22 protein-coding genes and 2 riboswitches are annotated in these 24,058 nt (G+C 51.3%); of the genes, 16 read left to right on the forward strand and 6 right to left on the reverse strand.

The annotated features are described in order from the left end of the window. Nucleotides 1-139: 139 nt before the first annotated feature. Nucleotides 140-1,042 carry a hypothetical protein gene (locus HNQ57_RS05850; RefSeq protein WP_184461670.1) on the forward strand — a complete coding sequence of 301 codons (903 nt, stop codon included), beginning with the start codon at nt 140-142 and terminating at the stop codon, nt 1,040-1,042. A 55-nt stretch (nt 1,043-1,097) separates the two neighbouring features. Here HNQ57_RS05850 and HNQ57_RS05855 read toward each other — a convergent pair whose 3' ends face one another. Together HNQ57_RS05855 and HNQ57_RS05860 are read right to left on the reverse strand one after the other, a co-directional pair. After that, nucleotides 1,098-1,415: a CcdB family protein gene (locus HNQ57_RS05855; protein ID WP_184461671.1), complete on the reverse strand. Its 318-nt coding sequence runs from the start codon at nt 1,413-1,415 to the stop codon at nt 1,098-1,100. Next, nucleotides 1,415-1,660 carry a type II toxin-antitoxin system CcdA family antitoxin gene (locus HNQ57_RS05860; RefSeq protein ID WP_184461672.1) on the reverse strand — a complete coding sequence of 82 codons (246 nt, stop codon included), beginning with the start codon at nt 1,658-1,660 and terminating at the stop codon, nt 1,415-1,417. Before HNQ57_RS05860 ends, HNQ57_RS05855 begins: the two co-directional genes overlap by 1 nt. Before the next feature lie 214 nt (nt 1,661-1,874). Next, nucleotides 1,875-2,066, forward strand: a riboswitch (cobalamin riboswitch). Nucleotides 2,067-2,391: 325 nt separating this feature from the next. On the opposite strand from HNQ57_RS05860, the gene HNQ57_RS05865 reads away from it, so the two are divergent. From HNQ57_RS05865 to cobM, 10 genes are read left to right on the forward strand one after another with little or no spacing between them, the layout of a single operon-like run. Continuing rightward, nucleotides 2,392-3,726 (forward strand): cobyrinic acid a,c-diamide synthase CobB, encoded by a 1,335-nt coding sequence (locus HNQ57_RS05865; protein ID WP_184461673.1) that lies wholly within the window; start codon nt 2,392-2,394, stop codon nt 3,724-3,726. Then, entirely contained in the window at nt 3,713-4,483 is a 771-nt protein-coding gene (locus HNQ57_RS05870) for an urease accessory protein (protein WP_184461674.1), read from the forward strand. Before HNQ57_RS05865 ends, HNQ57_RS05870 begins: the two co-directional genes overlap by 14 nt. Before the next feature lie 3 nt (nt 4,484-4,486). Further along, entirely contained in the window at nt 4,487-5,626 is a 1,140-nt protein-coding gene (locus HNQ57_RS05875; protein ID WP_184461675.1) for a cobalt-precorrin-5B (C(1))-methyltransferase, read from the forward strand. Next, the gene (locus HNQ57_RS05880) at nt 5,623-6,402 is read left to right on the forward strand and encodes a precorrin-6A/cobalt-precorrin-6A reductase (RefSeq protein WP_184461676.1); all 780 of its coding nucleotides are present in this window, start codon (nt 5,623-5,625) and stop codon (nt 6,400-6,402) included. The genes HNQ57_RS05875 and HNQ57_RS05880 overlap by 4 nt, the downstream gene beginning before the upstream one ends. Nucleotides 6,403-6,422: 20 nt before the next feature. Continuing rightward, entirely contained in the window at nt 6,423-7,070 is a 648-nt protein-coding gene (locus HNQ57_RS05885) for a precorrin-8X methylmutase (protein WP_184461677.1), read from the forward strand. Continuing rightward, nucleotides 7,070-8,407, forward strand: a complete 1,338-nt coding sequence (cbiE, locus tag HNQ57_RS05890; protein WP_184461678.1) for a precorrin-6y C5,15-methyltransferase (decarboxylating) subunit CbiE — start codon at nt 7,070-7,072, stop codon at nt 8,405-8,407. The genes HNQ57_RS05885 and cbiE overlap by 1 nt, the downstream gene beginning before the upstream one ends. Beyond that, nucleotides 8,400-9,164 carry a precorrin-2 C(20)-methyltransferase gene (cobI, locus tag HNQ57_RS05895; RefSeq protein ID WP_184461679.1) on the forward strand — a complete coding sequence of 255 codons (765 nt, stop codon included), beginning with the start codon at nt 8,400-8,402 and terminating at the stop codon, nt 9,162-9,164. The genes cbiE and cobI overlap by 8 nt, the downstream gene beginning before the upstream one ends. Next, entirely contained in the window at nt 9,161-9,949 is a 789-nt protein-coding gene (locus HNQ57_RS05900; protein ID WP_184461680.1) for a cobalamin biosynthesis protein, read from the forward strand. Before cobI ends, HNQ57_RS05900 begins: the two co-directional genes overlap by 4 nt. Nucleotides 9,950-9,955: 6 nt before the next feature. Continuing rightward, nucleotides 9,956-10,732, forward strand: coding sequence for a precorrin-3B C(17)-methyltransferase (gene cobJ, locus HNQ57_RS05905; RefSeq protein ID WP_184461681.1), 777 nt, complete (start codon nt 9,956-9,958; stop codon nt 10,730-10,732). Between the two features lie 44 nt (nt 10,733-10,776). Further along, entirely contained in the window at nt 10,777-11,601 is an 825-nt protein-coding gene (cobM, locus tag HNQ57_RS05910; protein WP_184461682.1) for a precorrin-4 C(11)-methyltransferase, read from the forward strand. 23 nt (nt 11,602-11,624) lie between these two features. On the opposite strand, the gene HNQ57_RS05915 is transcribed toward cobM, so the two are convergent. Continuing rightward, nucleotides 11,625-12,779: a sirohydrochlorin chelatase gene (locus tag HNQ57_RS05915; protein WP_184461683.1), complete on the reverse strand. Its 1,155-nt coding sequence runs from the start codon at nt 12,777-12,779 to the stop codon at nt 11,625-11,627. Nucleotides 12,780-13,121: 342 nt separating this feature from the next. Beyond that, nucleotides 13,122-13,381, forward strand: a riboswitch (cobalamin riboswitch). A 115-nt stretch (nt 13,382-13,496) separates the two neighbouring features. Between HNQ57_RS05915 and HNQ57_RS05920 the strand changes: the two genes are divergently transcribed. The 5 genes from HNQ57_RS05920 to olsF all read left to right on the forward strand — a co-directional run bounded on the left by HNQ57_RS05920 (nt 13,497) and on the right by olsF (nt 20,921). Then, a complete protein-coding gene (locus HNQ57_RS05920) occupies nt 13,497-15,590 on the forward strand; it encodes a TonB-dependent receptor (protein WP_184461684.1) in 2,094 nt (697 codons plus the stop codon). Between the two features lie 213 nt (nt 15,591-15,803). Beyond that, nucleotides 15,804-17,804, forward strand: coding sequence for a sensor histidine kinase (locus HNQ57_RS05925; RefSeq protein ID WP_184461685.1), 2,001 nt, complete (start codon nt 15,804-15,806; stop codon nt 17,802-17,804). Further along, nucleotides 17,791-18,210: a response regulator gene (locus tag HNQ57_RS05930; RefSeq protein WP_184461686.1), complete on the forward strand. Its 420-nt coding sequence runs from the start codon at nt 17,791-17,793 to the stop codon at nt 18,208-18,210. Before HNQ57_RS05925 ends, HNQ57_RS05930 begins: the two co-directional genes overlap by 14 nt. A gap of 142 nt (nt 18,211-18,352) precedes the next feature. Further along, entirely contained in the window at nt 18,353-19,171 is an 819-nt protein-coding gene (locus HNQ57_RS05935) for a UDP-2,3-diacylglucosamine diphosphatase (protein WP_184461687.1), read from the forward strand. A gap of 16 nt (nt 19,172-19,187) precedes the next feature. Continuing rightward, a complete protein-coding gene (olsF, locus tag HNQ57_RS05940; RefSeq protein ID WP_184461688.1) occupies nt 19,188-20,921 on the forward strand; it encodes a bifunctional ornithine lipid synthase OlsF in 1,734 nt (577 codons plus the stop codon). Between the two features lie 202 nt (nt 20,922-21,123). Here olsF and HNQ57_RS05945 read toward each other — a convergent pair whose 3' ends face one another. The 3 genes from HNQ57_RS05945 to HNQ57_RS05955 are packed head-to-tail and all read right to left on the reverse strand — an operon-like array spanning nt 21,124 to nt 24,056. Next, nucleotides 21,124-21,867, reverse strand: coding sequence for an alpha/beta fold hydrolase (locus HNQ57_RS05945; RefSeq protein WP_184461689.1), 744 nt, complete (start codon nt 21,865-21,867; stop codon nt 21,124-21,126). A 3-nt stretch (nt 21,868-21,870) separates the two neighbouring features. Then, complete coding sequence (locus HNQ57_RS05950; RefSeq protein ID WP_184461690.1) at nt 21,871-23,001, reverse strand: DUF2817 domain-containing protein; 1,131 nt, start codon at nt 22,999-23,001, stop codon at nt 21,871-21,873. Continuing rightward, nucleotides 23,001-24,056, reverse strand: a complete 1,056-nt coding sequence (locus tag HNQ57_RS05955; protein WP_184461691.1) for an MJ1255/VC2487 family glycosyltransferase — start codon at nt 24,054-24,056, stop codon at nt 23,001-23,003. Before HNQ57_RS05955 ends, HNQ57_RS05950 begins: the two co-directional genes overlap by 1 nt. Between the last annotated feature and the right edge of the window lie 2 nt (nt 24,057-24,058).

A 24,058-nucleotide genomic window follows, 5' to 3' on the forward strand; every position in this document is an offset into this window, starting at 1 on the left:
GGCTGAGTCGAAAAGGGTGTGAACAGTTGTGTCATTCTCATTAACTACTTAGGGTTTATATGTCGTGCAGCGAAACCGATAAACGCTAAGTAGTTAAAAGCGGATCTATGATTGAGGTAGTGATCCAAAAGGGGGGCGATTGAAATTTCAAAATATACCTTACGAGAATTATGTCCGAGACGGCGAGTCGGTATTGGCACAATATGTTGAGGCTTGTGACTGGCTTGATGAAATGGGATTCAACTATAAAAAAACACGCTTTAGGCAGTACAAAAAATCTATAGACAATTTTTATTCGTCAATAAACTATGGTCCTGCTGAAGGTGAATTGGAATCTGTGTTCCACGAATTCTTGAACGCTTATTCTGAAGCTACTGAGTTAATCAGGCTTAAAGGAGTAATGGTGGGGGCTGATTTTGAATTGTATTTTAGTAGGCTAAAGAAGGTGGTGGCAGGATCGGCATTTCGCACTGAATCAGAGAAAGACCAGTCTAGAAATTTCTCTTTCGAGCTCAGTATGGCTGCGCGGTTTATAAACGGTGGTTTCACGGTTGACCTCAACCATGAGGCGGATATTGTCGCGGTAGTTGAAGGAGTAAAAGTATACGTTGAGTGTAAAAGACTACGGTCTTTAAAAAAACTTTCTGCAAACATTAAGAAAGCTAACGAGCAAATTAAAGTTAGACTTTCAATAGATAAATCCAGCAGGTCTAGAGGGCTCATTGCAATTAACACAAGCGATGTCCTGAATCCTTCGAATGACATGCTTATGATTGACTCAGTTGATAACCTGCAGCGCCTAAATTCGGAACAGTTGAATGGCTTTATGGAAGAAAACGAGAAGGCTTTACGCACTAAAGAGCATAAAAATACCTTGGGTGTGTTTTGTGAGTTCACAAATCAGGCATTGATACACGATAGAGACCCAATGGCGCTTTGTAATTGTCGAGGTGCCAATTTCTACACTTACAAGGAGGGCGGTAGTGATGACATTCTTGTTCGCGCAATGGCAATTAATCTTGCAAATCAAAACATCTTTTAACAAGGTAATGGTGTAGGACTACCTGACCTACGTTTCGGCAGCTGACATTGCGGCGTTAAATGCCTGTAATCGCAAAGTCTATCGCTGCAATAATTTCATTACGAAAATGATTTAAAGACCCAATGGGGGCTTTTAAAATTTTAGATGGGATTGATGCTATTTGAGGTGTGAGTAATAAATATTTTTCTCCATTGTATTCAATTTCCGGCGTTAAATTATGCATACTTTTATTATTGAAGCTTTGTAGCCGACCCAGTGGAATAACGATTCTGGTTGCAATGTCGGAAATAACTGGATTTTGGATATCAAGCAAGTATGGAAATGCATTCCGAGTGTTTTTACTCGGATTTTGGTAAACATCAAACTGTGCCATCAAAACTCCCTAAATTCGTCACCAAAACAGCCGTGTTCATCTACAAAATGATTGTAGGCCTGTATGGCGTTTTTGTTCTCATTAGCCCATTTCTCGGAGTTTAACTTTGCTAATTTGTCGCTAAGGGCTTGCTCAAGAGTGGCTGAGAGATTGATTTTTAAGTCTTTGCATTTTCTTAGTAAGTCACTGTTTAAGCTAAGGTTTGTAGGTTTTTTGGGGGCTTCTAGGTCAAATAAGGGCTGCATGATTTGGTCCTCTAACAGAGCGCATAACTATTATTATGCGCACAGTAATGCGCATTGCAAACTATTTGATAGTCTCACCACAAATATCTCTGCCATGAGTGGAGGGGCAAACTTAGAATATTGACGGATTTAGCCAAGCTGCAAGCCCTAGCTAAATCTTGATGCCGCGAGCCTTAGTCGCCATTTAGTCCTTTGCCTCCCAACCTAAAGTCGCTACAATCGCCACACCAAAGGTGCTCTGTAAAGAGATAATCGGGAAGTCTGGTGTGTATTTGAATCCAGCGCTGCCCCCGCATCGGTAATTAAGCTAGGTTCGCCATAACCACTGTGCTGTGGCATGGGAAGGGGTGAACCGAGGAGAGATCCGCTTATGAGCCCGAAGACCGGCCATTGGTTTCATTCACAGAACATCGCACGGCGGGTGCGAGGAGATTTCATGTACTCTCGGTTTTCTGCGCAATTTCCAGCGCTGGAATACGGCTTTATTGCTGCTATTCCGCTTATTTCCTCGTTTTTCATAACGCGTGTAGTTCGCGTTACTAAGCTATTCCGCATACCGGCCTTATTCTACATCCCTAGCTTATTCTGAGTTTTATTGTATCGCGTCGTCGTTAATTTAACGGCGATATAAGTACGTTCAGAATTTCTAAAGGAGTAGGGAATGACACTGCGTTTGCACATTCAAAAGTTGGCTACTGCTCGTTCTCGTTTAACAAAGGGAGGGGTCACGTATGCCTGGTGATATTTTATGTCCGGCGGTGTTTTTGGCCGCGCCCGCTTCGGGCCAGGGTAAAACTACAATTACTGCGGCTATTGCCCGCTACCACCGTTTGCAGGGCCGCGAGGTGCGCATTTTTAAAATGGGCCCCGATTATTTAGACCCGCAAATTCTTGAGCAGGCCTCTGGCCACCCAGTAGCGCAGCTCGATCTGTGGATGGCGGGCGAGGCCTATTGCCGAGATCAGTTTTACCGCGCCGCGCAAACCGCCGATTTGATTTTGGTGGAGGGCGCCATGGGTATGTTCGATGGCGATCCATCGAGCGCGGATTTGGCGCGCACCTTTGGCATTCCCATTGTGCTGATTATGGACGTGAAGGGCATGGCGCAAACCGCAGCGGCCTTGGCCTGTGGTCTAGCCAATTACCGCGACGACGTTGAGGTGACGGGCCTAATTGCCAATCACTGCGCCTCTGAACGCCATCGCCAGCTGATTTCCGACGCCCTGCCAGCAAGCTTGCCCTTACTGGCGAGCTTTGCCAATACGCCGACTATTCGCCTACCGGAACGTCATCTTGGTTTGGTGCAAGCCTGTGAAGTGCGCGAGGAATTAGAAACCTGCTTTAACGCCGCCGCCGAGCTGGTTGGCGCCAGTAGCTTGGCGAGCTTACCGCCACCAGTGCGTTTTTCTGCCCAGTCAATTGCGCCGCCACCGCGCTTATTGGCTGGGGTAAAAATTGCGATTGCACAGGATGAGGCCTTTAGTTTTATTTACCCAGCTAACACCCAGTTGTTAACCGCGATGGGCGCCGATCTGCAATTTTTCTCGCCAATTCACGACACTAAATTGCCTGCGGCCGACGCCCTCTGGTTGCCCGGCGGCTACCCGGAGTTACACGCAGACGCGCTGGCTGCAAACACCGCAATGCACGGAGAAATTCAGCAGTTTTATCAAAGTGGCAAAGGGATTTTGGCTGAGTGTGGCGGCTTTATGTATTGCCTAGAAAGCCTCAAGGATTTGGCGGGCACTCGCCATACCATGCTGGCGTTGCTTGCTGGCCAAGCGTCCATGCGTGGCCGTGGCGGTTGCCAAGGTATGCAGAGCGCGGTGTTGCCGGAAGGCGAGCTGCGCGCCCATGCCCATCATCGCTCTCAATCAGAAAATACCCCAGAGCCTATTGGCTACGGCAGGCGGCCCAAGCACCCCGCGCCGGGTGAGTCTATATATCGGCAGCGGGGTTTAACCGCCTCGTATTTGCACTTGTTCTTTCCCTCGGCACCCGAGGTAATCGCAAAGGTGTTTTTGCCGCATACGCAAATAAAGGATGCAGATCGTGTCAGGGACTAGTATTTCAATTCTCGCCTTGGGTTTCTCGCTGGGCTTTGTTCACGCCATGGATGCAGATCATGTTATGGCGGTGTCGGCTTTGAGCAATCGCCATCACGATAATGGGAAGAAGCGCGGCATAGCGGCAAATTTGGCGCTGACCTTACGGCATTGTAGTCACTGGGCATTGGGCCATGGCGCGGTACTGCTGCTGAGTGCAGGCGTGGTGTTTGGGTTGGGGCTGAGTCTGCCTACAAACCTAGGTCATTTTGCCGAGCTTGCGGTGGGCGTGGTGCTGATTGCCATAGGGGGCTCGCTGTTGTGGCAATTACGACGGGAGCGGGTGGTGATGTTGCGTCATAAGCACCAGCATGAACATGGCGAGCTGGTGCATGTTCACTTAGTAAAAAGCAGTACAGTGAATGATGCCTGTGCCGATTCCTCAAACCCTACTAAGCAAACACTGAAGCATAGCGCAATGCCTGCTGCCAAAGCCCATGCGCCAGTTATGGTTGGCGCTCTGCACGGCTTGGCTGGCAGCGCACCCGCCTTGGCATTGGTGCCGGTGATTAATGATATGGCGTTATTGTCGGCGCTGCTTTATGTCTTGGTTTTTTCCTGTTCGGTGTTATTGGGCATGGTGGTATTTGGATTGGGCCTTGGCAGTGTGCAGTCGTATTTAGCTCAGCGCCACAGTAATTTATTTGATTTGTTCCGGCAGGTCTTAGGCGCGGCCACGGTGGTGTTTGGTGCGGTGTGGTTTGTGCAGGCCCTATAAACCATGTGGCCAGAGAGCGCAGATGCCAAGCAAACGGCCAACACAGTTACGCCGCTGCGCAGCGGCTTAACAACGGGTAGCTGCGCCACGGCCTGTGCGGTAGCGGCGGCAAGAAAACTGCTATTCGATGAATCGATTAGCTGCGCCAGCATTATCTTGCCCAAGGGTAAAATAGTGGACTTGCCCATTGTGTATCTGGCCCCCGCAGGTGCAGGGGTACTGGCCAAAACCATCAAAGATGCAGGTGATGATCCCGACGTTACCCACGGCGCCACGGTGTTTGTTCATCTCGCTTTAAGCGCCAACAGCGGCATGCATTTTCGTGCCGAGCGCGGCGTGGGCACGGTTACCCGCAGTGGCTTGGCCTTGGCGGTGGGGGAACCAGCGATTAATCCAGTGCCAAGGCAAATGATTAGCCAGCATCTGCAAGGTATTGCTGCGGGTGCGGATTACCACGGCGGTTTTGATATTGGTATTGGCATTGAAAACGGCGAAGTCCTCGCCTTAAAAACCATGAATCCGCGTTTGGGAATTCTTGGCGGTCTGTCGGTGTTGGGCACCAGCGGAATTGTGCGGCCGTTCTCTTGTAGCGCCTATATTGCCTCTATTCACCAAGGTATTGATGTGGCGGCGAGCAATGGCTACGGGCATATCGCCGCCAGTACCGGCAACCAAAGTGAAGATTTTATTCGCGGCCATTATCAGCTAGACGATATGGCGCTTATCGAAATGGGCGACTTTGTTGGCGCGGTTTTAAAGTACTTGCGCCGCAAGTCAATCGCCAAATTAAGTATTTGCGGCGGCTTCGGCAAAATTAGTAAATTGGCGGCGGGGCATTTAGATTTACACAGCCGTGCCTCCAACATCGACTTTATGCAATTGGCTGACTGGGCCGCGCAAGCAGGGGCCAATGATGCACTTTGCAGCCAAGTAAAAAATGCTAACACCAGCATAGAAGCGTTAAACCTCTGCGACGCTGCGGGTCTGGATCTCGCTGCCGTTGTTTGCAATCAAGCTCTAATCCAAGCGCGGCGCATTGTGCCTCACACCACCGAATTAGAAGTTTGGGCCATTAATCGTCGTGGTGAAGTTGTCGGCCATGCCGGTGATTTCGTGGCTAAAAATACGGCGCTAGTGCAATGACGATTTTAATACTGGGGGGCACCAGCGAGGCCAAGGCCATTTGCCAGCAGCTAGCCAATATTGGCCGACCGCTGATTTACAGCATTGCTGGCATGGTGCGCCAGCCAGTCTTGTCCTGCGAGGTCATTAGTGGTGGTTTTAGCCAATACGGTGGCTTGGCCGCTTGGTGTCGGCGACGGGGTGTGCAAGGCATTGTCGATGCCACCCACCCCTTTGCCAGCAGAATAAGCGCCAGTGTGAGCGCCGTGAGTATTGAGTTAGGTATTCCCTGTTGGCGCTTTACTCGCCCTTTGTGGCAGGCGGGACCGAATGATAACTGGCATGAGTTTAATCACCTAGCAGAGCTGTCGAGCTTTTTTAAAGCCAGCGCTCAGGCAAGCCCACAGCGTATTTTTATGAGCGTAGGCAAGCTTGATAGTCGTGAGTTGGCGCTGTTTAAAGATCATCAGTTACTGCTCGTTCGCAGCGCCATTCCGCTGCAGTGCACTCTTCCAAGTAGCGGTGTTTGGGTGCAGGCGGTGGGGCCGTTTGCCGTGGCGGGCGAACTTGAGTTGCTGCGCAACTACGCCATTGACGCCATCGTTTGCAAGAACAGTGGTGGCGAGGCGGTGGCGGCAAAATTGGACGCGGCGCGGCAATTATCCCTGCCGGTGTATATGCAGCGGCGGCATGTGCTTGCGCAAGGTGATGGAAGGTGGTGCACAGAATTTAGTACAGCACAGGCCTTAGTGTATGCGGTTACGCAAAAGTACTTGACGAGTAGCCTTAATGAATAGTTTTTGGACGTGGTTTTAAAATGGAATTCGATTACGAAATAGACCCCCACGCAATAGAGCGCAATAGCTTTGCGATGATTCGCGAACTGGCTGATTTGTCGGCCTTTGATGCTGGACAAGCACAAGTCGCAATGCGGGTAATTCATAGCGCGGGTGATCCCGCATTGGCAGCGCAGCTGCGGTTTAGCGCGTGCGCCTGCGATGCGGGGCGGCGGGCCTTGGCCGCGCAGGCGCCAATACTCTGCGATGTAGAAATGCTTAAGCAGGGTCTGACCAAGCGCATGTTGGCGCGCCCAGCCCAGTGCTTTTTAAATGCCGATGGCGTGAGTGCTATAGCCCAAGCGCGGGGGGAAACCCGCAGCATGGCGGCATTGGAGTTTTGGCGGCCGCACTTAGCGGGTAGCGTGGTGATTATTGGCAACGCCCCCACCGCCTTATTTCGCTTGTTAGAAATGCTGGCGGGTGATCCAAGTTTGGGCAGGCCAGCACTGGTGATTGGTATTCCGGTTGGCTTTGTTGGTGCGGCGGAATCCAAACAGGCGCTGTGGGATTGCCATCAAACACTCGGACTAGAGTGTATTACCCTATTGGGCCGCCAAGGTGGCAGCGCCATTGCTGCCTCGGTGTGCAATGCCCTGCTGCGCTGTAATCGCGGGGAGCTGTATTGATGTCGCTAGATAATGCGATGCCTCAGTTAAGCCAAGCGCGTCTTTTCCCCGTGGATGTCATTGGTTTGGGCGTGGGCAATTCGGCTGGAGAGGAATTGCATTTAGCCGCCGCCGCGCAAGCGGCACTGGGCGCTGCAGATTGGGTTATCGGCAGTGCGCGGCAATTGGCATTGGTCGCGCCGTGGCTGCCTGAGCAGCGAGCGCGTCTGCTACCGAAAATTCCAGAATTACTCGCCCAGCTTGAGGGCATGCCAGACAAGCGGGTGGTGGTTCTCGCCTCGGGCGATCCGCTGTACTACGGCATTGGTCGTTGCTTGATCGCACACTTCGGCGTTGATGCGCTGCGCTTCCACGCTGGGATATCCAGTATTCAGGCGGCGTGCCATCGCTTGGCTTTGTCACTGCAAAACTTGGACGTATTGAGTTTACATGGTCGTTCGGTATCTGTGCTGCGGCGCTATTTGCGCGCTGGCGCGAGCTTAATGATTTTGACTGATAAACACAGTCATCCCCGCCAGCTGGCTCAGCTCTGTGTGGAGTGCGGTTTTAGCCAAGCGCGAATCAGTGTGTGCGAGAACTTGGGTTACCCGCAAGAAGTGATCAGCCATTGGACTGTGTCCGAATTGCTGGTCGAGGGGGGCAAACAGAATCGCGAGTTTGCCGCGCTCCATGTGTCGGTGATTCACGCGGGTGTGGGCGGTGGCGTCTTACCGGTATTCCCTGGTATTGCCGACGCGCAGTTTTTTACCGACGGCGCCAGTGGTCAGGGCATGCTCACTAAGCGCGAAGTGCGCTTGAATATATTGTCATTAATGCAAGTTCAGGCCAGCGATGTGGTTTGGGATATAGGCGCAGGCTGCGGCGGTGTGGCGGTGGAGTTGGCGCGCTGGGGCGGCGGGGCGCAGGTGTATGCAGTGGAGTCCCATGCGCAGCGTTTAGTGTGTTTGCAGCAAAATCGGGGTTATTTTGGCGTGCCAGATCGCCTGCATATTATAGCAGGGCGCGCGCCTGCGGCCTTGGCCGAATTGCCGTCAGCGAATAAGGTATTTATCGGCGGCAGTGGTGGTGAGCTTACTCAGATATTGCAGTATGTGTGGTCGCGTATTCCTGTTGGTGGCTGCGTGGTGGTAAGTGCGGTAACCGAGACCAGTCAGCAGTTGTTGCGCAGTTTTGAACAGCAGTTAGTGGCAGGCCAATATTGCAGCGAAGCCCTGCAAATTGCGGTGAGTCGTCGTGGTGAATTGGCCGGTGAACCCTGCTTTAGGCCGCTATTGCCGGTGTATTTATACCGTTTTGAAAAAACAGCGGCGCGCAGCGAGGTTATCGACAATGTCTGATCCTTTGGCGATATCGCAAATCCCAATACCAACCCCTGCAGCGGGTATTTTTTACGGGGTGGGGGTGGGGCCTGGCGACCCAGAGCTACTGACCTTAAAAGCCCATCGCTTAATTGCCCACGCCGATGTGGTTGCTTTTTTGGAAAATGCCGACGGCCACTCGCAGGCTGCTGACATAGCGGCGGCGTCTATTCAGACGGGTGCAGGCTTGCGATTGCCTATCTACATGCCTATTTATATGCCAATGAACCGCGACCGCGCGCTGGCAAATGCTGCCTACGACGAGGCCGCGCAGCGGATTAGCGAGCAGCTAAGCGCGGGCCGCGATGTGGTGTTTTTGTGTGAAGGTGATCCGCTGTTCTTTGGCTCGTTTGCGTATTTAATGGCGCGTTTGGCTGATCGCTTTCACTGCGAAGTGGTGCCTGGCATTAGCTCGATTAACGCCGCTGCTGCTCGCAGTAAAACGCCACTCGCTATGCTTGCTGAGTCGTTTGCGGTGCTCAGCGGTCGCCACGCCCCAGCGGAATTGCTCACGGCCCTTGAGCGCCACGACACGGTGGTTATTTTAAAAGCGGGGCAGGCGCGGCCGCAAATTCTCGCCGCGCTGGGCGAGGCGGGGCGGCAAGCCGATGCCCGCTATCTTGAATTTGTGGGCCGTCCTAATGAGCGGATTGTTGAGGATGTTAGGCAATTGGAGGCAGGGCCGGGGCCGTACTTCTCGCTGTTTTTGGTGAGTCGTAGTGGGGCGAGGGCATGATTCGAATTTTTGCCTTAACGCCAGCGGGGAAGCGTTTAGCTGAGCGCTTACTGTTGCTGCAGCCATCGTCGTCACTTAGCTATCGTCCCGATAATTTCGCTAGCACTGTGCAGCATGCCTTTTTGCGCGGTGAGCGTTTAATCCTAATTTGTGCGACCGGTATTGCGGTGCGCTGCTTGGCGCCGGTGTTGGTGAGTAAACATCAAGACCCCGCTGTATTGGTGTTGGATGAGCAGGGCGAGTTTGTGATTCCGCTATTATCCGGTCACGAGGGTGGCGCCAATGACTGGGGCTTTGCGGTGGCGCAGCTGCTTGGTGCGCAATGCGTGCAAACCACCGCCAAGCCCTATCTAAAGCCTATTTATACCGTCGGCATGGGCTGTGAGCGCCATTGTCCCGAGGATGCCTTGGCAAACTTGCTGGCGGACTGCCTGCAGCAAGCGGGCTTGTCGATGGCCGATATTCACAGCGTGAACAGCATCGATATTAAGGCCGATGAAATGGGTTTAATCAGTTTGGCCGCAAAGCACAGCCTGGCGTTTCAAACTTGGTCGGTGCCGCAACTCGCGACAGTTGAGGGCCTGCTTAGCCAGCGATCAGATTATGTGTTTGCAACGGTGGGTGTATACGGCGTGGCCGAATCAGCCGCTTTGTACGCAGCCCAAGATTGTGCTGGTGACAGTCCAGAGTTACTGCTCAGCAAACAGAAAAATGCCAAGGCGACCTGCGCAATAGCGCGGGCCTATCCCAATACAAATTCGATAGAAGCACAAAAAGGACAGTGAGCGATTGTGAGTAAATTATATTTAGTAGGTATGGGCCCAGGCGACGAGCGCTTGATTACGCCGCTGGCTAGCGCTGTTATAGCCCAGTGCAGCGACGTGGTGGCCTACGGCCTGTATTTGGATTTGTTGGCAGACATGACCACGGGTAAACACTGCCATGATTTGCCCTTGGGCGAGGAGATTGGCCGGGCGCGTTTGGCGCTAGACCTCGCCGCCAGTGGCAAGGCCACGGCGTTGGTGTCCAGTGGCGACATTGGTATTTACGCCATGGCCACCTTGGTGTTTGAGCTATTAGATCAGCAGCTTAACGGCGCAGAGAATCACCCCGAATGGCTGGCGGTCGATATTGAAGTGGTGCCAGGTATCTCGGCGATGCAGGCGGCGGCGAGCCGCGTTGGCGCGATGCTAGGCCACGATTTTTGCACTATCTCCCTCTCTGACTTGCTCACTCCCTGGCCGGTGATAGAGCAGCGTTTACACGGCGCTGGCAGCGGTGATTTTGTGGTGTCTTTTTATAATCCGGTATCCAAAAAACGGGATTGGCAGCTGAATAGCGCCCGCGACATTTTATTGCAGTACCGACCTGCAAATACCCCCGTGGTGATCGGTCGCCAGCTTACTCGCAGTGACGAAGATATTCGCTTTACACGCTTGGGCGATCTTAAGGCAAACGATGTTGATATGTTCACCTTGGTGTCGGTGGGCAATCGCGAAACCCGCCATATTGTTAACGGCAGTAAGGAATGGATTTACACGCCCCGAGGTTATGCCAGTAAGGCGTAAATTTTAAAGATGGCTTGCTTAAAGATGTTCAAAAAGGAAACGCTGTGAAAGTATTTTTTATTGGTGCCGGCCCAGGCGACCCAGAGTTAATCACGGTAAAAGGCCAGCGCTTAATTAGTGCCTGTCCGGTGCTTCTTTACGCGGGCTCATTGGTGCCCACCGAAATTTTTGCTGGACGCCAAGGCGATGCCCTGAGGATTGTCGATACCGCGTCTTTAGACCTCGATGAAATCATGGCGCATATTTCTTGGGCCAGTGAGCAGGGCCATGATGTGGCGCGTATTCACTCCGGCGACCCCTCGGTATACGGCGCCATCGGCGAGCAAATCCGCCGTTTGCAGACCTTAAATATCGATTATGAAATTATTCCCGGCGTGACCGCAACCTCGGCATCGGCGGCGTGGCTCGGCAGAGAGTTAACCCTGTCTGGGGTGTCGCAAACCATTATTCACACCCGCTACGAGGGTAAAACGCCATTTCCCGAGCGCGAGCGACTGCCAGCCTTGGCCGCCAGCGGCGCGACCTTGGCGATCCATTTGGGGGTTACCCGCATTCATAAAATTGTGGAAGAACTTATTCCCCACTACGGCGCCGATTGCCCTGTGGCAGTTTGCTACCGTACCTCGTGGCCGGATCAAGACAAGGTTGTTGGCACCTTAAACGATATTGTTGCCAAGGTGCGCGACAAGAAATTTACCCGCACCAGTTTGATTTTGGTGGGATGGGTTTTGGCCAGTGAAGACTTTAGCGACTCGTATTTATACGACCACGACAAGGCGCATGTGTATCGTCCCAAAGTTAAGTCGGCTCGTCTGCGCGATGTGAATAGCAGTGCCGCCCATCCAAGCTTAAAACAGCCGGTGCTTTAAGCTTGGAATGGACCGAATAGGTATTAAGCAGAGCGCTTCTTGCAGGCAGGTATACCGTCTAACGCGGGCTTGCGCGCCTGCTCTTCGGCAATGAGCTCTGCTGGGAATTGGCTCATAAAACAGCAGCAGACATTGTCGTTAATCATGGTGCGAGGGCCGTGGGGATGGGCGATGTGTTGGTAGCGGGCATGGCTATGGCCATGATCATGTTGCTTTTCATGTTCATGGGAATGCGCTTGCTCATGAGAATGACTGTGGGGGTGATCATGGCCGTGACTGTGCTGATGCGCTGCATTGGGTTCTTGGTATTCGGCGTGGTGGTGATGTAAGTCAACTTCGCCCCGGGCGAGTCGAGCGCTAAAGTCGGCGAGTAGACCAGTCTGTTGTTGGCTGCCAGTCATGGTTTCGGCAAAGCGGGCCACGAAGGTGTCGATGACTTTGGGATGGTCGCGGAGATAGTCAGCTTTGATGAACTGCACCTCGGGCTGTTCTGCGGCGACTTTATCAATATAGCTGTGAATGCGGTCGATAAGCCGGCCGCCAAACAAGAAGTAAGGAGCGACAACAATTTTCTTAAAGCCGAGCTTGCAGGCCATTTCTAAACCGCGGCCAACCGAGGGAAAGGTAACGCCAGAGTAGACCGTCTCGGACCAGCCGAAGCCAAGGTTCTCGGCGGCGATACGACAGAGCTTGGCGGCGTCGGCATTGGCATTAACGACGGAGGTGCCGCGACCGACGACTACCAGCATTGTGTCGTAGAGTGCGCCGGGCGCGGGAATGTCGGTGTAGCCAAGGGAATTGAGAATACGTTGCTGAAAGGCAGCAATCATATTGCTGTGCAGGCCCAGTTCACGGCCGTAATGAATATGCAGATCTGGGTGCTTTTGCTGGTAGCTGGTGAGAACCGAGGGAATATCGTTCTGGGCGTGGGTGGCGGCAAACAGCATGCCGGGAACGGCGTAAATGGTTTTTACACCTTGTTCGCGAAGGGCATCAAGCGCCATGTGAATATTGGGCGCGGAATACTCCAAAAAGCCGTATTCGATTATGAGTTTGGGGTAGCGCTGGCGCAGGTTTTTAGCGAGTAGGCTGAATTCCTGTTCGGCAATCTTGGCGCGGCTGCCGTGACCGCAGATAAGTAAGCCGCAATTATTGGGCAAGTTTTCTAAGTTCGTCATGCGAGTGTCCATTGCGTTTAAGTGATTAAGGTGGAATGGTTGATGTGAATTATTAAAATTTAGGGTTTGTTTTTTTAGTGACGCATAAATAAAATAAATTTTTAATGTGATGGTTTTTAAATAACTCTATGTTGTCGGAGGAATTTATGTCGTCTTTAATTTTTATGTTGATGATTTTGTGGTTGTTGCGTATTGCGTTTTTTGGTTGAAATAGTGTTTATTTACAGTCATTTAGAGATTTTTTAAAGTTTAGATATATATTGTTTCATTTATTTTTGGCGGCTTAAAGTGTTTTTTTAAACAATTTTTAATTGTGATGAATTTTGTGTTTAATTGCGTTAAAGTTGCTGCGCATTTTCAGGTTCCAAGGTGATATTTCACCGTAGCGATTAATAGGGAATTCGGCGCGTAAAATTACTTTTTAGATTTTTCGCGATTAATTGAAGCTGTCCCCGCAACTGTATGCGATGAGCGCTAATCAAGGCCACTGAGGAAGGTGTTGTCACTTAACTTGGGAAGGCGATTAGCGCATTTTCTGGCGTTTTCTTAAACGCTCAGAATGAAGTCGTGAGCCAGTAGACCTGCCTGATATGCATTTACCTGATGGTCGGGGTGTGCAATCAGGCGAGTATATTCGGTGTCACGTTTGTGGCTTCTGCTATTTCCTCGTTAATTTCCCGCCGCCATTGAGATTTTTGAAATCGAGAGGCGATTCCTTTGACAAATTTGATATTTAATCCGCTAGTAATAAGTTGTTTTGTCGTTACATGCCCAGCATACGCGGCTGGTTTTAGTGGTGTAAGCGAGCGCAGCGTTGGTCAGCTTGAAGAGGTGCAGGTTACAGGTAGCGCACTTGCCAATACGGGCCTAGCCGACGCTGAGGCTGCTTCGGTAGGTACGGTTCTGGCAGCGCAAATAGCGCGCCGCCCAGCGCTGCGTCCCGCCGAGTTATTAGAAACCATACCGGGTATGGTGGTGACCCAACACAGCGGTGACGGCAAGGCGAATCAGTATTTTTTGCGGGGCTTTAATCTGGATCACGGCAGTGACTTTGCTAATTATGTTGATGGCATGCCGATTAATATGGTGAGTCATGGTCACGGCCAGGGATATACCGATCTTAATTTTTTAATTCCTGAATTGGTCGATCACATTGTTTATCGCAAGGGTCCTTATTATGCCGAGGCGGGAGATTTCTCCTCAGCGGGCACGGCGAGGACATCCTATGTGCGGGCTTTGGTAAATCAGACGGTGAAACTTACCGTGGGCGAAAACGATTATGCGCGTCTCTTAGCCTTTGGCGGAGTGGCGGCGGCAGATGGCCAGCTGGTTTACGCCCTTGAGTCCCAGCAAAACGACGGCCCTTGGCAGGTGCCAGAGGGTTTTGATAAAGCCAATGGTGTTTTGAAGTACAGCCGTGGTGATGGCGACAATGCTTATTCCCTGACGGCGATGGCCTATGAAGCCGATTGGACGTCGACCGATCAGGTTCCTCAACGCCTAGTGTCTGACGGCAGCGTAGATCGTTACGGCTCCCTAGACGACAGCACAGGTGGCGACACTCATCGCTATAGCGTATCCGCTGAATTCTGGACGGCGCTGAACGATGGATTAGACCTGCAAAGCCAGTTCTATGTGGTGGATTACGCGCTGCGTTTAAGTTCTAACGCGAGCTATTATTCCCGCGATAACAGTGACGATCCCGATGTGCGCGGTGATCAATTTACCCAATTCGATAACCGCCTGACGCTCGGCGGCCAGCTGGATTTCATCCAGACCCTGAACAAGGTACATGAATTGCGCTACGGCGGCGAAGTGCGACTAGATGACATAAGTGGTGTGGGTGTGGGCTTTAGCCAGCGGGGCTTGATATACGATCTGTTTGCCAGCGCAGCGGTGGAAGAGCAGGCACTGAGCGTGTACGGTAGCGTGCATAGCCAGTGGACGACGTGGTTTGCCTCTGTGGCGGGTTTGCGCTACCAAACTATTGATGTGGCGGTAAGCGATAAACTTGACCCTACCGCCGGTGGCAGCGATCGCGAGGCCTTATTGTCGCCCAAATTATCGCTACGTATTGGGCCTTTTTCCACAACGGAGTTCTTTTTTAACTACGGAGAGGGCTTTCACAGCAATGATGCCCGTGGCGTAGTGAGAAACAGCGCGGCAGTGCCACTGATGTCGGAGTCGGTGGGTTATGAACTGGGTATGCGCAGCTTGCTGGCCAATGATATTCAGCTGTCGGTAGTGGCGTTTCGCTTAGACTTGGATTCAGAGTTGGTGTTTGTTGGCGATGAATCTACCACCGAGCCCCGCGATGCCAGTCGTCGTCAAGGTCTTGAGGTGAGTGTATTTTACCAGCCGGTGGATTGGTTTGTGCTGGACATGGATTTTGCCTCGTCGGAAACTGAATTTAGGCAAGTGCAATTCGACAACGGACAGGCGTTGGGTAAGTATGTGCCCGACAGCGTGGAGCAGGTTTTTGCCATGGGTGCGAGTATTGAATTAGACAATGGCGTGTACGCGGGTCTTCGAGTGCGCTATTTCGGCCCCCGCAAGCTTACCGAAGGCGGTGATGTTGAATCGGCGTCATCGCAGAGCGTCAATGCCAATATTGGCTACCGCTTTAGCAATGGTATAGCGCTGGGGCTTGAGATCATCAATGCCTTGGATGAACGTGATGACGATATCACTTATTACTATGCCTCACGGACTTTATCCGAGCGCAACGCCGGTATTGAACCCCAGCTAGACCGCCACTCGCACCCAATGGAGCCGCGCACCTATAGAGTGACCCTAACCTACCAATTTTAAGCAGGTATGCCTCGGCAATTCGCATTGATTGTCGGGGTATAATTGCGTCTTTATAGCGATAACTACCTATTTAATTTAGGCTCGGATTAATAGCCATAGGCTTTCTTATTGCCTATAGTGAAACTCAGGGATTGTTGAGTGAATATTCAGCCTCGGCTACGACCCCCTGTCGTCAATTACCTTGGTAGGTAACCTTACATTACGAGCTTTTATATGCCTGCTTCCGAGCATATGCCGATACTTGGCAAGCGGAAAAGTATTACTCAGCGGATCCTATTTCCATTGGTGGCACTTATTGTGCTCAGCAATTTGGTGGTTTTGTCCATTATTATGGGGCAATTAGACCAGCAATTGCTCGACGCCACTGAGCAAGATTTAATTAATGAGTCGGAGCTACAAGCGGTGCAGTTTCGCGCCAATATGGCCGAATTGATTAGAGATCTGCGATTTGTGACGGGAACGCCGCCAATTCAGGGGCTGATTCGGGCGGAGCGCAATGGTGGTGCCGACCCATCAGATGGTTCTAGTGAAGCCGAATGGGTAGCTCGGCTTGGGCTGATCTTTAGCGAAATGCTTAAGGCAAAGCCGCAGAACGTGCAAATTCGTTTTATTCGCGCTAACGGTCTAGAGTTAATTAGGGTTGATCGCTACGGGCCTAGTGGCACTATCCAGCGCATTTCGCAAAATGAATTACAAGATAAAAGTGCGAGTAAATATTTATCGGAAACCCTACGTTTAGATACCGGCCACGTCTATCTTTCTGATATTGAGCTAAATCGCGAATTTGGTGAAATTGTGCAGCCTTTGCAGCCGGTTATTCGCGCGGCAACGCCAGTATATACTGCCGATCGCGAACTGTTTGGTATTGTGATTATTAATCACAATTTGCAAACCACCTTTGATGCCTTGAAATCGATAGCAGGGGTAGACCATCAGTTTGTTATAGCCAATGGTCGGGGTGAGTATTTAGCGCACCCTGATGCTGAGCGTCGCTTTGCCTTTGAATATGGTCGCAGCAGTAAGATTACCGAAGACTTTCCTATCGCTCAGCGGCTATTGGACGAGCCTCAGCTCGAGGTGCTAAATGGCAAAGGTAATACTAACGGCAAGGCATTGGTTTACTCCTTGCGCAGTATTACTTACAACCCGGAAGACAGCACCGACCGCCTGATTTTAGCTACCAGTCACGATTTTCAAGATGCCCTCGCCATCAAAGATCGCATGCTTAGTAAAATTTATCTGTTTTTAATTTTTGTGCTGTTGATGTCCGGGATATTGGCAATCTACGTGTCGCGGCGTATCGCCGGGCCTATTATATCTATGCGTAACACCCTTAACCGCGATGGCTTGGCAACCCAAAGTGAGGACTTGCCGATTCATGATGGAGGTGAATTGGGTGAGTTGGCGCGGGCTTTTGACAATCTACTACAGGAACTGTCGCGCAAGCAGACCTTGTTGGCCGCAGAGATTACTGAGCGCAAAGGTGCTGAGCTTGAGCTGCGCGTGAATAACCAAAAGCTGAAAGCGGCATACAAAGAGTTGGAGCAGTTTACTTATATTGCGTCACACGATTTGCAGGAACCACTGCGCACGGTGCAAAGCTTAGTTGAAATGTTTGAAGAGAACTACGGTTCTGAGATGGATGAACAAGCGAAAACCTTTCTCGGGTTTATTAAAGAATCGACTATGCGGATGACGGCCTTGATCCGTGGTCTACTGGATTATGGCCGCTTAGGGGGCGAGTCAGAGCTCACTGAGGTGGATTGTCAAGAATTGGTGAACGCGGTATGCGTGGATCTTAGTTTACGTCTGGACGAAGTGGGCGGCAGTGTCGAATATAAAGATCTGCCAGTAATTACCGGTAAGAAAACGGAATTGCGCTTATTATTTCAAAATTTAATCAGCAACGGACTTAAATTTCGACGTCCCGATGTGTCGCCGGAAATTATTATTGCGGCGGAGCGAGGCCTTGACTGCTGGCAGTTTAGCGTCAGTGATAACGGTATTGGTATTGCCCCCGAACATTTTCAGCACATTTTTATGATCTTTCAGCGCTTACATGGGCGTGATGAATTTGAGGGAAGTGGCATTGGTTTGGCCCACTGTAAAAAGGTGGTAGAGTTACACGGCGGTGAAATTTGGGTAGAATCTCAGCTTAATGTGGGCACGGTGTTTTATTTTTCGCTCAGGGATAATCGTGATGAACATGCTTAAACGGGTCTTGCTTATAGATGACTGCAAGGCTACAAATTACATCCATCGGTTGGTGATTGAGAAATACGGCTGCGCCGAGACGGTTGTAGAAGTGAATAATGGCCGCCAAGCCTTGGATTACTTAACCACCGAAGTAAATGGTCGCTACCCCAAGCCAGAGCTGGTTTTTTTGGACATCAATATGCCAGTAATGAATGGCTGGCAGTTTTTGGAAAAATACGCTGACGTACCTGAGGCGCAGCAGGCTGGTGTGGTTGTGGTAATGCTAACTACGTCGCTTAACCCTGATGATGCGTCCTTAGCCCAAAGTAAAGAGGCGGTTAAACATTTTTCGAGTAAGCCACTTACTGAGGGTCGTTTAGACGACGTTCTCGCCGAGAATTACCCTGAGGCCTTGCGGCGCTAAGTCGCCTTTTTTCACGTTCACTCGAATCGTGTTTGCACTCCTTTAAATCCTGTCTTTGTCATAAAACTGTCCTTGTTTAGTCCTGCTATTGTCATACTAAAGCCCTAATCTTGGCCCAAATGGGCAAAGAGGATACACACGGGTGGAGCTAAGACAGCGTTATAAAACCGTTTGGTTATCTGACATCCACCTCGGCTTTAAAGATTGCCGAGCTGATTATCTTCTCGATTTTTTGGCAAAGACCGAGTGTGAAACCCTGTATTTGGTTGGCGATGTTGTCGACCTTTGGGCGCTAAAGCGCAGTCTTTATTGGCCCGCAAGTCACTACGACGTAGTGCGCAGTTTATTCAAAAAGGCCAGTACTGGCACGCGCGTGGTTTACATTCCCGGTAATCATGACGAGCCTCTGCGCGATTACGTCGGCCACATTCTCGGCCCCATTGAAATAAAGCGTGAAGCCATTCACACCACGGTGACCGGTAAGCGATTGCTGATGTTTCACGGTGATTGCTTGGACGAACATATGCGTCTGAGTAAGTGGGAGGGCTTGGTTGGCGATGCAGCCTACGACCTTTTGCTATTTCTTAATCGCTGGGCCAATTTTGTTCGTCGACGTTTCGGTCGCAATTATTGGTCCCTAGCCACCTATATAAAGCAGCGCATTCCCAACGCTCGCCAGGTCATTAGTGTGTTTGAAGAGGCCGCGATTCGGGAGGCATCTCGCCGAGGTTTGGATGGCGTGGTGTGCGGTCATATTCATCAACCAGCGCTTAAGAAAGTAAAGGGTTTACTGTACTGCAATGACGGCGATTGGATTGAGAACTGCACCCTGTTAGGGGAGACCTTTGAGGGCAATTTAGAGCTTGTACAGTGGACAGAACATCAAACGCTGCTGCAAAGCATGACCGGTAATGGCGACCGGGTAAAAGCCGATGTTTTGCCTTTGCGTCGCGTCGGTTAATCAATAGGAGTTACATATGATATCGGTTGATTCAGTCATTGATGAGCAGTTTCCCCGGATATCTAAGGGCAGCCCACGAGTTAAAAAAACCTTGTCGGCGCTACTTAAATACTTATTTCACGAAGCGGAGTTCAAACAGTTTGAGCGTGAATACCCTTACCTGCAGGGCCTAGATTTTGTTGAAAAGGGTCTGGAGTATTTTGATTTTGGCTACGCGGTCAGTGCGCTAGACAAAGAACGTATACCGGTCACCGGTCGAGTCGTTATTATTTCTAATCACCCCATTGGCAGTTTGGACGGCTTGGCACTATTGAAGCTGGTGTCAGAGGTGCGCTCGGACGTCAAAGTGGTAGCGAATGAACTGCTCTATGCGATAAAACCACTGAGGAGTTTGTTGCTGCCTGTTGACAATATGAGCGGTAAACGCAATCGCAAGGAAAACTTACAGGCAATCCACGGACATTTGAATAGTGAAGGTGCCGTCATTATTTTTCCGGCGGGCGAAGTTTCCCGGTTTAGTCCGGCAGGTATTCGTGATGGCCGCTGGCGCAATGGCTTTATTAAGTTTGCCGTCAAGGCTAAAGCGCCAATATTACCGGTTCACATAAATGCGCGAAATTCGGTGTTCTTCTACGCACTGTCTTTACTGGCAAAGCCATTATCTACCCTGTGGTTGATTCGGGAAATGTTTAAGCAAAATAATCGTACGGTACGAGTGACCATTGGTTCGGCCGTAGAATTTGATGTTTATGATAGTCTGCCGCTTACCGCGCCAGCGAAAGCGCGTCTGTTTAAAAAGCATCTTTATAAACTGGGGCGACGTAAACGTGCGGGTGAACCCTGCTTTATGCCGGTTGCCCAAGCAGTTGCGCATCCGGAAGACCGTCAGGAACTGCGAGCCGCTATTCGTCAATGTGATCACTTGGGTAATACCCGTGACGGTATGGAAATTTACTGTTATCAATACAGCGGCGATTGCACTGTAATGCGGGAGATTGGTCGACTGCGAGAGGTGAGTTTTCGCGCGGTTGGTGAAGGCACGGGGCGTCGTCGTGATGTGGATCGCTTTGATGCTTATTACGACCATATTGTATTGTGGGATGAGAACCAGTTAGAACTCGTAGGCGCCTACCGTTTAAAGCGCATCGCGAGTTTAGACGACGGTCAGACCCTGTACAGCGAATCCTTGTTTGACTACCAAATTCCCTATGCCGAAGAATATTTTGAATGCGGCGCGGAGCTTGGCCGCAGTTTTGTGCAACCCCGTTACTGGGGGCGCAATGGTCTAGATTATCTTTGGCAGGGGTTGGGTACGTATTTGCAGCGCTATCCAGAGGTGCGCTATTTATTTGGCCCAGTGAGTCTGAGTGATAGCCTACCTCGCGCGGCGAAGGATTTGTTAATCCCTTTTTATCAAACTTATTTCCCGACCACTCAAGCCTGGGCCAGTGCGAAAAGCCCCTACCGCGCGGAAACGAGCATCTTGCGATTTTGCGGTGACGATTATCGCGCTGAATTTACCCAGCTAAAGCAAGAACTTGCCGATCTTTCCTGCGCAGTGCCGACGCTTTATAAACAGTATACCGAGCTCTGCGAACCGGGCGGTGTTAGCTTCGCCGCATTTAATGTTGACCCAGACTTTGCCGATTGTATTGATGGCTTGGTGCTGGTGGATCTTAGCAAAATGAAAGCGGCGCGGCGCAAGCGGTATTTGGGGGGCGATGCAGGGTGTCGGACGTCGGATGTCTGACGTGGGGTAAAACCACCGGGAGGATCGTTGTGTGCGGATTACTGCTAAAGTAAATATTTTTAAATGTTATGGCAAACTCGAGCCACGTCCGATGTCAGCTACGAGCGTTGACGTCAGGCTTCCGACACCCGACACCCGACACCCGGCACCCGACGTCCGACATCCGGCGTGCATTTAAGCGTCTCCCATCTCCCGTCCAGCATTAAGCATTCCTCTTAAACACCTCAATCAACCATGCCGGATCATCAATCGGCAGGTCGTGGCCAGCGCTGTTATGCAATACAAGTGGCCAGCGATATTTTGCCGCTAAGTATTCACTGCATTGGTATGAAACCATGCGGTCGGCGCGGCTGCTGATAAGGAGTTGTGAGGCGCCGGGTAAGTTGGGCGGCGCGCGATAGCGGGCGGCGGCGAATAATTGTCGTAGGATATTTATTTTCTTTATTGCTTGGGCATTACTGATTTGATACCAGGATTGTAATAGCGCGGGGTCATTTGCGTGATGATTGCTGACCATTTTTAAGGCAGCCCGTTCTCGCTGGTGTTCATGGGGGGCAAGTAATGCGCTGAGAGCGGTTGGGAGTGCTGTAAATCTTAAGCGCTGAAATAGTGGGCAGTCGCCGGTACTGGTATTAATAAAAATAATTTTGGCTATTTGCTCTGGCGTTGTGGCCAGCCAGTCCAGGGCGACCATACCGCCGAGAGACAGCGCAACCACACCAAAAGGGGTGTTGGTTTTTAATGGCTCGGGGAGTCGCTGCTGTAGGTCGTGGCGAATTTCGCTGATTCGTGTTGGTGATGGCCGCTGGTGTTCACTGCCAAAGCCGGGGAGGTCGAGGCAGTGGCAATGCCAGCCGAGCTGGACTTCGCAGCGCTGTATAAAGTCGCCCCAATGTCCTTGTTCTCGACCAAGGCCACGCAAAAAGAGCCAGTGTTTGATGTTCATATTTTATAGCTGCCGATACCAGAGACTCTGGGCCATTTGCTGCATTTCTCGCTCTTGCTCGCCCTTGGGTTGCCAGTGCTCCATATTGCGCGCGGCGGCGAGTAAAAAGTCGATCAGTAGTAAATGGCCACGTAACACCCTCGCGTGGCGATGGGGCACCGTGGGGTTGAACAAACCCGCAAAACTAAATAATTGCTGGGGGTGCTTTTTTACCCATAACCACGAACCCATTTCTAAGGTGAGGGGTAGCAGGGTGATGCCTTGTGCCCGACAGTGCTGATAGAAGTAATCCCATATATCGCCGTGACTAAGGTAGTGCATGGCCTGGGGGCCAAAGACATAGTTGTGGTGGGGGAAATTGCGTTCCCACAATAATTTTAGGGCGACGTAGCTACCAATATCGGCGATGGGAAGACGGCGATAAGCGTAGGGTATCCACAGGTGGTCTTGGAAGCCAAAACCGGAGTGGAAGTCTACTACGATGCTTGGTCGGCCAACTTTACAGTGTCGTCCGATAATATTTTGGAGGGCGATGAATTCGGGTTCAAAGTCGTCGTCGCGGCGACCGCGATACCAGGGTATTTTGCGCCATAGACGTTGACCGCCGACGAGAAAGGGAACTTTGTCTTCGGCATCGATAGGCGCGTGGCGGTTAAGGTCAATACCATTGGGGTTGCAGCGCGAGTCCCTGAGCATGCCGCCGGGATTCACAATGGGTACGGCAACAATACAAATTTCACTTTCAAATTGTTGGCGCCAGTGACTGTCCCAGCGACAACGTTCTACCACGCTTTCTAGCCATGCGAGTAAAACTTGGGTGCCAATGCGTTCTACGCCGTGAATGCCCGCAGTGACGAATAGGCAATGTTTGGCGGTATCTGGATTGCCAATGACCAGTGACACTAGCGGCAGGGTAAACTCGTCGACGTCAATTAGGGCTTCGGTTCTGCTCTGTATCAGTGAACCTGCTTGGCGGCAGAGCTGCTCTAGTGACAGTAATTCCGACAGGCGTTTGTGCAGGCGCCCGCGACAGGCATCCATGACTGTGGTGAAGTCGGGCAACTGGGGGCCGATGTGCTCATGGCATTCATTTTCGAGCGGCGGCGTATTAATGCCTGAGTCGGTTTGGGGCATTATGGCGTCAATAGTGGCATTGCCGTTTGGATGTCGGTTTCTTGCCAGAGCTGATTAACCAGTGCCTCATTGTCGTGCCATTGCCCTTTTAATACCCAGTCGCAAATTGCTTCAGCGACATCGGGGTAGTGCTGTGGCGTTTGCGCTGGAATATTTAAGAGCCATTGCTCAATGGTGTGCTGGCTAAATTCGTCCATGACACTGGCTAAGTTAAGTTGCTTGAGCGCAGCGGCGTTGCCGAGTTGTTCGGCTTGGCCGGAAACTGGTTTGGCGAGTGCCGGAATACCCATGTGTAGGCATTCACTGATGAGCTCAAATCCAGCGTTGCAAATGACCGCGCGGGCGGAGCAAAGATCCTGCTTAAAACCGTGGAGACTGGTTTTACGCTGCGCGACATTGCCAATACTTGTGTCGCTGAGCTGCGGGGCGTATTGAATGAATTGGTGATGGGGAATGTTTTGTAGCGCGGTGCATACGCGTTGCTGGTCTTCAAAAGGTAGATAGACCAAGATATGTTCGGCAACGACCGCGCGGCGTTCCTCGGGGTTGATGATCGGCGGCGCGATAGCCGCATTAAAATGATTCCAGTGCAGTCCTAAGCGAAACCTTGTTGGTGCGAAATAGCGCATTATGAGGCGGTTGCGTAAGTCTGCGCCGCTTTCGGGAACCGCCGCGTTGCCAAACGCGTATTGATGGCCAATACCAATTACCGCTTTGTTTTGCAGGCGACCAGCCCACGCGGTAAGGGGTTCGAAATCGGTGATAACGGCGTCGAAAGGGCTTAAGTCGATGTTGCGCAGATCGCGAATAAATTGCACTGGACGCAGTTGGCGCAGGGTTTTTATATTGCTAATGCGACCTTGCTCAGTGGCAAAGGTGAGTCCGGCGTAATGCCAGTAGTCACCGAAGGCGGCCATGTCGAAATATTGCTCAGGTGGTCTGCCACTAAATAAATACTGAACCTCAATGTCGCGTTTGGCAAAGTGGTGGGCCATCATTCGCGCGCGGGCAATATGGCCATTTCCTGTGCCCTGTACACCGTAAAGTAATTTCATAA

The sequence above is a fragment of the Zhongshania antarctica genome (genome assembly GCF_014202945.1).
GTDB classification, from domain to species: Bacteria; Pseudomonadota; Gammaproteobacteria; order Pseudomonadales; family Spongiibacteraceae; genus Spongiibacter; species Spongiibacter antarcticus.

Excerpts from the sequence above, each read along its gene's own strand:
- HNQ57_RS05855 (WP_184461671.1), bottom strand. The coding sequence starts at position 1,415 with ATGGCACAGTTTGATGTTTACCAAAATCCGAGTAAAAACACTCGGAAT.
- HNQ57_RS05860 (WP_184461672.1), bottom strand. The coding sequence starts at position 1,660 with ATGCAGCCCTTATTTGACCTAGAAGCCCCCAAAAAACCTACAAACCTT.
- HNQ57_RS05865 (WP_184461673.1), top strand. The coding sequence starts at position 2,392 with ATGCCTGGTGATATTTTATGTCCGGCGGTGTTTTTGGCCGCGCCCGCT.
- HNQ57_RS05875 (WP_184461675.1), top strand. The coding sequence starts at position 4,487 with ATGTGGCCAGAGAGCGCAGATGCCAAGCAAACGGCCAACACAGTTACG.
- HNQ57_RS05880 (WP_184461676.1), top strand. The coding sequence starts at position 5,623 with ATGACGATTTTAATACTGGGGGGCACCAGCGAGGCCAAGGCCATTTGC.
- HNQ57_RS05885 (WP_184461677.1), top strand. The coding sequence starts at position 6,423 with ATGGAATTCGATTACGAAATAGACCCCCACGCAATAGAGCGCAATAGC.
- cbiE (WP_184461678.1), top strand. The coding sequence starts at position 7,070 with ATGTCGCTAGATAATGCGATGCCTCAGTTAAGCCAAGCGCGTCTTTTC.
- cobI (WP_184461679.1), top strand. The coding sequence starts at position 8,400 with ATGTCTGATCCTTTGGCGATATCGCAAATCCCAATACCAACCCCTGCA.
- HNQ57_RS05900 (WP_184461680.1), top strand. The coding sequence starts at position 9,161 with ATGATTCGAATTTTTGCCTTAACGCCAGCGGGGAAGCGTTTAGCTGAG.
- HNQ57_RS05915 (WP_184461683.1), bottom strand. The coding sequence starts at position 12,779 with ATGACGAACTTAGAAAACTTGCCCAATAATTGCGGCTTACTTATCTGC.
- HNQ57_RS05925 (WP_184461685.1), top strand. The coding sequence starts at position 15,804 with ATGCCTGCTTCCGAGCATATGCCGATACTTGGCAAGCGGAAAAGTATT.
- HNQ57_RS05930 (WP_184461686.1), top strand. The coding sequence starts at position 17,791 with ATGAACATGCTTAAACGGGTCTTGCTTATAGATGACTGCAAGGCTACA.
- olsF (WP_184461688.1), top strand. The coding sequence starts at position 19,188 with ATGATATCGGTTGATTCAGTCATTGATGAGCAGTTTCCCCGGATATCT.
- HNQ57_RS05945 (WP_184461689.1), bottom strand. The coding sequence starts at position 21,867 with ATGAACATCAAACACTGGCTCTTTTTGCGTGGCCTTGGTCGAGAACAA.
- HNQ57_RS05950 (WP_184461690.1), bottom strand. The coding sequence starts at position 23,001 with ATGCCCCAAACCGACTCAGGCATTAATACGCCGCCGCTCGAAAATGAA.
- HNQ57_RS05955 (WP_184461691.1), bottom strand. The coding sequence starts at position 24,056 with ATGAAATTACTTTACGGTGTACAGGGCACAGGAAATGGCCATATTGCC.